8 protein-coding genes are annotated in these 8,049 nt (G+C 38.6%); 5 read left to right on the top strand and 3 right to left on the bottom strand.

Going from position 1 to position 8,049, the window contains the following annotated elements:
- A partial coding sequence (locus T489_RS0111490; protein WP_031580170.1) for a transposase occupies positions 1-267 on the top strand: 267 nt, incomplete at its 5' end.
- Between the two features lie 143 nt (positions 268-410).
- On the opposite strand, the gene groL is transcribed toward T489_RS0111490, so the two are convergent.
- The 3 genes from groL to T489_RS0111470 all read right to left on the bottom strand — a co-directional run bounded on the left by groL (position 411) and on the right by T489_RS0111470 (position 3,213).
- A complete protein-coding gene (gene groL / locus T489_RS0111485; RefSeq protein ID WP_031580169.1) occupies positions 411-2,048 on the bottom strand; it encodes a chaperonin GroEL in 1,638 nt (545 codons plus the stop codon).
- Positions 2,049-2,144: 96 nt separating this feature from the next.
- Complete coding sequence (locus T489_RS0111480; RefSeq protein ID WP_031580168.1) at positions 2,145-2,438, bottom strand: co-chaperone GroES; 294 nt, start codon at positions 2,436-2,438, stop codon at positions 2,145-2,147.
- A 205-nt stretch (positions 2,439-2,643) separates the two neighbouring features.
- The gene (locus T489_RS0111470) at positions 2,644-3,213 is read right to left on the bottom strand and encodes an FxsA family protein (RefSeq protein WP_031580167.1); all 570 of its coding nucleotides are present in this window, start codon (positions 3,211-3,213) and stop codon (positions 2,644-2,646) included.
- A gap of 714 nt (positions 3,214-3,927) precedes the next feature.
- Here T489_RS0111470 and pilB point away from each other — a divergent pair.
- The 4 genes from pilB to T489_RS14755 all read left to right on the top strand — a co-directional run.
- Positions 3,928-5,640, top strand: a complete 1,713-nt coding sequence (gene pilB / locus T489_RS0111465) for a type IV-A pilus assembly ATPase PilB (RefSeq protein ID WP_051622089.1) — start codon at positions 3,928-3,930, stop codon at positions 5,638-5,640.
- Positions 5,641-5,654: 14 nt separating this feature from the next.
- Positions 5,655-6,875, top strand: a complete 1,221-nt coding sequence (locus tag T489_RS0111460) for a type II secretion system F family protein (RefSeq protein ID WP_031580165.1) — start codon at positions 5,655-5,657, stop codon at positions 6,873-6,875.
- Positions 6,876-6,962: 87 nt separating this feature from the next.
- Positions 6,963-7,844, top strand: a complete 882-nt coding sequence (locus T489_RS0111455; protein ID WP_031580164.1) for a prepilin peptidase — start codon at positions 6,963-6,965, stop codon at positions 7,842-7,844.
- 134 nt (positions 7,845-7,978) lie between these two features.
- The coding region (locus T489_RS14755) for a type IV pilin protein (RefSeq protein ID WP_157608212.1) at positions 7,979-8,049 on the top strand (71 nt) is incomplete at its 3' end.

Raw genomic sequence — 8,049 nt, 5'->3', positions numbered from 1 at the left:
CGTCAGCTCTATAATTACCCTGCCGACATACGTAAAGTGATGTATACGACCAATGCCATCGAATCTGTAAATTCCAGCCTTAGAAAGGTCACTAAAAAGGGATTCTTTGAAAATGAAAATTCGGTATTTAAAATTTTCTATCTCAGAATTACGGGTGAACTTGCCAAGAAATGGAACAATGCTAAAATACAGAATTGGGCAAAGGTTCTGAACCAGCTATCCTGTCTTGATGAAACCAGCACAAGGATAGCTAGGTACATTAGATAATTTTTCAAAAGGGGCTTAACAAGGGTTTACACGGAATCGCGTTCACTCTCAAAAAAGAAAGGTTTATCTCAAGAAACGAGATAAACCTTCCCATATAAGTTAAGTGTATTAAACGATACTTATAATTAAGCTGTTAAGCTTGATTACATCATACCGCCCATGCCACCCATACCCATGTTACCAGCAGCAGGAGCTTCATCCTTCTTTGGTAAATCGGTAATCATACATTCAGTTGTGATCATCAGACCTGCAATTGAAGCAGCATACTGCAATGCACTTCTGGTAACCTTGGTTGGATCGAGGATACCCATTTCAAGCATATCACCATACTGTTCAGTAGCGGCATTGTAACCGTGATTACCTTCCGCATTACGTACTGCGTTAGCGATAACAGAAGGTTCCTGACCTGCATTTTCAACAATCTGACGTAACGGAGCTTCCATAGCCTTTAATGCTACACGAATACCTACATTCTGATCTTCATTATCACCCTTCAGATCTGCAAGCTTTGAAGCAACACGAACCAATGCAACACCACCACCGGCAACAACACCTTCTTCTACTGCCGCACGGGTTGCATGTAAGGCATCATCTACACGATCCTTCTTTTCCTTCATTTCAACTTCAGTTGCACCACCGACCTTAATAACAGCCACACCCCCGGCAAGCTTAGCAACACGTTCCTGAAGCTTTTCCTTATCGTATTCTGAAGTAGAATCTTCAATTGCCTTGCGAATCTGAGCAACACGATCAGAAATAGCTGCAGAATCACCTGCACCATCAATAATGGTGGTGTTATCCTTGGTAATAACAACACGCTTTGCTCTACCTAAATCATCGATGGTAGCAGCATCAAGCTTCATACCGATATCTTCAGAAATAACTGTGCCTTCAGTAAGAATTGCAATATCCTGAAGCATTGCTTTACGGCGATCACCAAAGCCTGGAGCCTTAACTGCAGCTACCTTAACGATGCCTCTCATGTTATTAACAACCAGAGTAGCCAAAGCTTCGCTTTCTACATCTTCAGCAATGATAAGTAATGGCTTGCCTGCCTTTGCAACACCTTCGAGAACACTGAGAATATCACGGATATTTGACACCTTCTTGTCAACAAGAAGAATGTATGGATCATCAAATTCAACAGATGCATTTTCAGACTTGTTGATGAAGTATGGAGAAAGGTATCCGCGGTCGAACTGCATACCTTCTACAAGATCAAGCTGATCATCAAAACTCTTACCGTCTTCAACAGTAATAACACCGTCACGGCCAACCTTTTCCATTGCTTCTGCAATTAACTTACCAACAGAAGCATCAGAGTTGGCAGAAATTGTACCAACCTGAGCGATTGCCTTTGAATCCTTACATTCAACTGACAAGGTCTTTAACTGTTCAACTGCAGCAGAAACAGCCTTATCAATACCACGCTTCAAATCCATTGGATTCATACCTGCAGCAACAGACTTCAAACCTTCATTGATAATAGCCTGGGCAAGAACGGTTGCGGTAGTAGTACCATCACCAGCAGCGTCATTAGCCTTGGAAGCAACTTCCTTAACCATCTGAGCACCCATGTTCTGGAACTTGTCTTCCAGTTCGATTTCCTTGGCTACTGAAACACCGTCTTTGGTGATTGCAGGAGCACCATAGGTCTTATCGAGAACAACGTTACGACCTTTTGGACCTAAAGTTACCTTAACTGCATTAGCTAAGATATTAACACCTTCGAGCATTTTTACTCGAGCTTCATTACCAAAAATTACATCTTTTGCAGACATTTTATTTTCCTGTAAATATTTAATTCAAATTCTTGTTGTATCCGAATCAGCAGTTTTTCAGATTCGAACACTAGGTATTCTTAAAAATTCTGAATTTTATTCTTCAACAACAGCGAGAATATCATTTTCAGACATGATTAACACTTCTTCGCCATCCAGCTTTTCTTTTCTTACTGAATAACCTTCGTTAAAAATAACTTTGTCGCCAACCTTTACAGCAACTGGCTTAACTGTACCATTATCAAGAGTACGACCAGGACCTACAGCAATAACTTCACCACGGGTTGACTTATCAACAGCACTACCGGTCAGAACAATACCGCCGGCAGATTTAGCTTCAACTTCAATACGCTTTACAATTACACGATCATTTAAAGGACGAATTGCCATACTAATACATGAGTTAAGGTTTATCCCTCAACAGCCTCCCACATAAATATGTTAACCAATTTAAACTTTCTACCTTTAACATATGGATTGAATTTAATAATTCAAGACAAATTTAATAAATTTTTAAAATTTAATAAAAATGAAGCTTCTGAAATACAGAAGCTCCATCAACTTATACATCAAAAAAACACTTAGATAATTGAAACTAAAGTTCCCTGAATTCAGCATCTTCCACGGTCGCTTTCCTGTTATTTCTACCAGCTGAATTATGAGTACTGTAGGAAGGTTTTACATTTTCATATAATTCTTTCTCGTCATCTTCTTCACTTTCGTCAGAATTTCCAAACAAACCGGCATTCTTCAAAAAGTTTTCATCAAACATGTTCATTCCGGATCCATTGGCATTGAATTGCTTATTTACCTGATTCATGACAATCTTGGAAACTAGTTCAGGATCAGGTTTTAAAAAGGCAAACAGAGCCTTACGCACAAAAGGAATTAGCGAGGCAACGGCCAGCACATCAGAGAAAAACCCAGGAAAAGCAATCATAACGCCAAAAACAACAGCACCTGAGGCAAATGATGACGACTGCATCCCCATTCCCCCCATTAACAAAGAACCAATGCCGTATTTCTTCACGATTGAATAACCTATTATCACTTCAATGCCCAGAATATAGATAGCCACCAGCCATCCAATTTCACCGCTGACATAAATAATACTTGCCAATTCAAGAGCCAAAAAAACTATAGCCGTTAAAACATATTTAATCATTAAAAATCCTTGCTTTCGGAATACAGGCAAAAGAAACGTTTTGCATTTATCAACTGCAAACATTAACTGAAAGAACATTCTGCAGAAACATAATCCAATAAAACTATGTTTCGGAATTAATGATAGTACTTAAAATATCATCTCATCATATTATATAGGTTCTTAAACATTAAAATGCAAGCCACCCCGCATAAAGTACACAATTAAGAACAGAACCCAGATGAATCAGACTTCTTCTCAAATCATGAAAACATGCTAGATTTAATAAAAATAACTCACTTATTATCAGGTCATTAGAATTATAAAAAGCAATTAAACCACCAGAATTATCGCTTAACACAACAGGATATGATTATTTTTTTATTTGTATGATTCCATTCATTTTAATATATTCAAATATATTATCTATAGAACAATATAATTACACTGATTTAACAATCTCAACACTTTATTCACTTATCATAAAAACCTTTTCGTGTTTTTGTGATTAAAACAATATTTCAAAATCAATCGAACAAAATAAAGTAGTATTTTAACTATGTTAGTTCTATCCTATACTGTACGCTTTAATGATTTACAAATGTTCATTTCACATTTTATTGAATGTTGTATATCAATTACAAAAATAAGTTCTAGATCAATGAGAATACAGATCTTCTCTGATACTCATGCACTAGCAAAAATATATTGAGTGAAAAACTTAGGATATAAAAAATGGCTGAAAGTTACGGTATTCTCCGAGTACTCAAGACATACAAGTTAATAACTCCAGAGCAAGAACAAAACGTTATCGCAGAATCCAAAAAAGAAGGAAAACCGATTATCTCTACAATCGTAGATTTAAAACTTGTTCCTTCTGAGAAAATCAGAGAAATCCTGGTAAAGGAATATGCCTATCCATATTTGAATCTTGACGATATTGATGTAAAAGAAATTCCGTCAGCATATATGGATAAAAATCTGATTATCCAACACCATGCTCTGCCTGTGTACGCACAGGGCAAGACATTGTTCCTTGCAATGTCAGATCCGACAAACACGGCAGCATTGAACGCATTCGGTCTGAAATTCTCGATGATGACCGACACAATTCTGGTAGATGAAGACAAGCTTCAGAAAGATCTCAACAAACTGTTCGCAGACGCGATGGAAGAACTTGACGTTGGTCTTTCCGACTCCGATTTTGCCGAACTTGAAACACTGGAAGACAATCAGGATGACAATCTTAGCGGAGCAACCGACGCAAACGCCGAAGACGACACTCCTGTGGTTAAATTCATAAACAAACTTCTTCTCGATTCTATCAAAAAAGGAGCTTCAGACTTACACTTCGAACCTTATGAGAAAAAGTACCGCGTAAGATTCCGTATCGACGGTATTCTTCATGAAGTAGCCAAAGCCCCTGTTGAACTCAAAGATAAAATTGCAGCCCGTATCAAAGTTATGTCAAGACTTGATATAGCTGAAAGACGTGTTCCGCAGGATGGTCGTATAAAGCTGAAAATTTCACCAACCAAAGCAATGGATATGCGTGTTAATACCCTTCCTACTCTTTGGGGTGAAAAAATCGTAATGCGTATTCTGGATTCATCCGCAGCCAAGCTTAACATTGATATGCTGGGCTTTGAAGATGAACAGAAAAAGAAGTATCTTGGTGCTTTGGAAAAGCCGCAGGGACTTATTCTTGTAACAGGACCTACCGGTTCAGGCAAAACAGTTTCTCTGTATACCGGTCTGAGTATTCTTAATACTGTTGAAACCAATATTTCAACAGCGGAAGACCCGGTAGAAATCAACCTGGAAGGTATCAACCAGGTACAGATTAATTATAAGGCAGGATTAACATTCGCCAGTGCATTGAAAGCATTCCTTCGTCAGGACCCTGACGTAATCATGGTGGGTGAAATTCGAGACCTGGAAACAGCTGAAATTGCAATTAAGGCTGCTCAGACAGGTCACCTTGTATTATCAACACTTCACACAAACTCTGCTCCAGAAACTCTGACTCGTCTTTTAAACATGGGCGTTCCCGCATTTAATATCGCTTCTTCAGTGACATTGATTATGGCTCAGCGACTGGCTCGTAGATTATGTGAGAAATGTAAAATTCTTGACAATGTACCTGAGCATGAACTGCTCAATATAGGGTATACTCAAGAAGATATAGATAAAGGATTAAAAATATACAAACCAAATCCTCAAGGCTGTGAGGCTTGCTCAGGCGGATATAAGGGTCGAGTAGGTATTTACGAAATCTTTGTTATGTCCGATAAGCTGGCCATGCTCATAATGGAAGGAGGAAACTCACTCCAGATTGCAGCAGAAGCAGAAAAAGAAGGAATGGTTCCTTTAAGAAAATCCGGATTAATGAAAGTGGCGCAGGGAGTCACGAGTTTACAGGAAGTATTCCGTGTAACATCGGGCTAAGCAGGGATTAAATTATGGCAATAAAAAGTAACAAAAAAGACTTTATAAATTTTAAATGGAAAGGTACAAACCGTAAAGGCAAACCAGTCGGTGGCTTTATGTGTGCCAGAAGTGCAGAAATAATAAAGTCTGAACTTAGAAAGCAGAACGTTAATGTAACATCTGTTGTTGAATATAAAAACCTATTAGGTGATGGTCCAAAGATCAAACCTGTTGACATTGCAACACTTTCAAGACAGATTACCACAATGTTATCTGCCGGTGTACCATTGGTTCAGTCTATTGAGCTTTTAGCCCAAAGCCATGACAAGTTAGCTATGAGAAAGCTTTTGTCAGAAGTTTGTGAAGATGTATCATCAGGTACACCTTTCCATCAGGCTCTAAGAAGACATCCGTTGTACTTCAACAAGCTGTATACCGACTTGGTTGCTGCAGGTGAAGCATCAGGTGCCTTAGAAACAATTTACGACCAGATTGCAACATATATGGAAAAATCAGAAGCCTTAAAGTCAAAAATCAAAAAGGCTATGATGTATCCTATAGTTATAGTTATCATTGCAGTTATCGTTACCGCAATTTTGCTGATTTATGTAGTACCTCAGTTTGAGGCAATATTTGCAAGCTTTAATGCAAAATTACCTGCATTTACTCAGATGGTTGTCGATCTTTCAAGATTCCTGCAGAGTTACTGGGTTATTTTTGCCCTTGTTATCGGCGGTGGTTTCTACGCATTCTTCTGGGGATACAGGCATAACGAAAAATTCCACGATAATGTGGACGTTATGTTCCTCAAAATTCCTGTGGTTGGTGCAATTTTGGAAAAGGGCTGTCTGGCAAGATTTGCGTCTACACTGGCAACAACATTCGCTGCAGGTATTCCATTGGTAGATGCTTTAATCTCTGCAGCCGGTGCATCAGGTAATGCTAAATATAATAATGCAATACTTGAGATCAGACAGGATGTTATGGGCGGTATGCAGCTCAATATGGCTATGCGCGCCACACAGATATTCCCTGCGATGATGATTCAGATGGTTATGATTGGCGAGGAAGCCGGTTCCCTGGATGCAATGCTTAGAAAAGTAGCTAACATTTATCAGCAGGAAGTAGATGATGCTGTAGACGGTTTGTCATCTATGCTTGAACCGTTAATCATGGTATTCCTTGGTGTTATCATCGGTTCATTGGTTATTGCTATGTACTTACCTATCTTCTCTATGGGTAGCATATTCTAATAAACGCATTAACTTTGTTAAAGGGTTTCACAGATGTGAGACCCTTTTTATTTACCGTATGTATAATATTTAATAACTGGATTTTTTATGGATTTTTTACAAAGTGTAGTTCTTGCCTTTCAAGAGTCCCCTGCTTTCTTTCTGATTTATGTGACTATCATAGGTTTTTTAGTTGGAAGCTTCTTAAATGTAGTAATTTACAGACTTCCTGTTATGATGGAAAATGAATTCAAAGATGAGTATCAGGAATATTTTCATCCTGAACAGGAATTACCAGAAAGGCCAACATTTAATCTCATAACCCCAAGGTCACGCTGTCCAAATTGCGGTCATAAGATTTCTGCATGGGAAAACATTCCTGTTATCAGTTATCTAATTCTCAAGGGCAGGTGTCATGGTTGCGGACAGCATATATCGCTGAGATATCCTCTGGTTGAAACTTTTACTGGTCTCATGTCCCTTCTAGTTGCCTGGCATTTCGGTCCTACTGTACAGGTAATTGGAGCCCTTCTCATGACATGGTCACTTATCGCCATAAGCGGTATCGATTTTGATAAGATGCTGATTCCTGATGAAATCGTGCAGCCCTTACTATGGATTGGTATCCTTTTTAATATGTTTAACACATACGTAACTCTTACCGACGCCGTTTACGGTGCTGTTGCAGGTTACATGTGTCTGTGGCTCTTCTATTGGACATTTAAACTTGCGACCGGAAAAGAAGGCATGGGATATGGTGACTTCAAACTGACAGCATGTCTCGGAGCCTGGTTTGGATATCAGATGCTCCCTGCCATAATATTCGGTTCTGCTCTTGTCGGTGCCGTAATTGGAGGCCTCCTTATGTTTATTAACAGACATAAGGAAAGTCAGCCTTTTGCATTCGGTCCATACATTGCAATTATGGGATTCATAGTCATGCTTTGGGGAAATGAGATTAACGGATTCTACCTAAACCTTCTGAGATAATCCATCACAGAACATTTATATTCATTTATTCAAAAAGGGCAATGTTGAAAAACATTGCCCTTATTTCTCTATAAATACCTTCATTAACATGGTTTAATTTTGTCATCTATTTATCATGAATAAAGGAAATTATCATGAAAAAGACTAAAGGTTTTACCCTCATCGAATTAATGATCGTTATCGCCATCATCGGTATCTTAGCTGC

This window comes from Ruminobacter sp. RM87 (assembly GCF_000701925.1).
Classification (GTDB): domain Bacteria; phylum Pseudomonadota; class Gammaproteobacteria; order Enterobacterales; family Succinivibrionaceae; genus Ruminobacter; species Ruminobacter amylophilus.
Note: the sequence above shows the minus strand (reverse complement) of the source record. Positions and strands in the feature narration are given on the sequence as shown.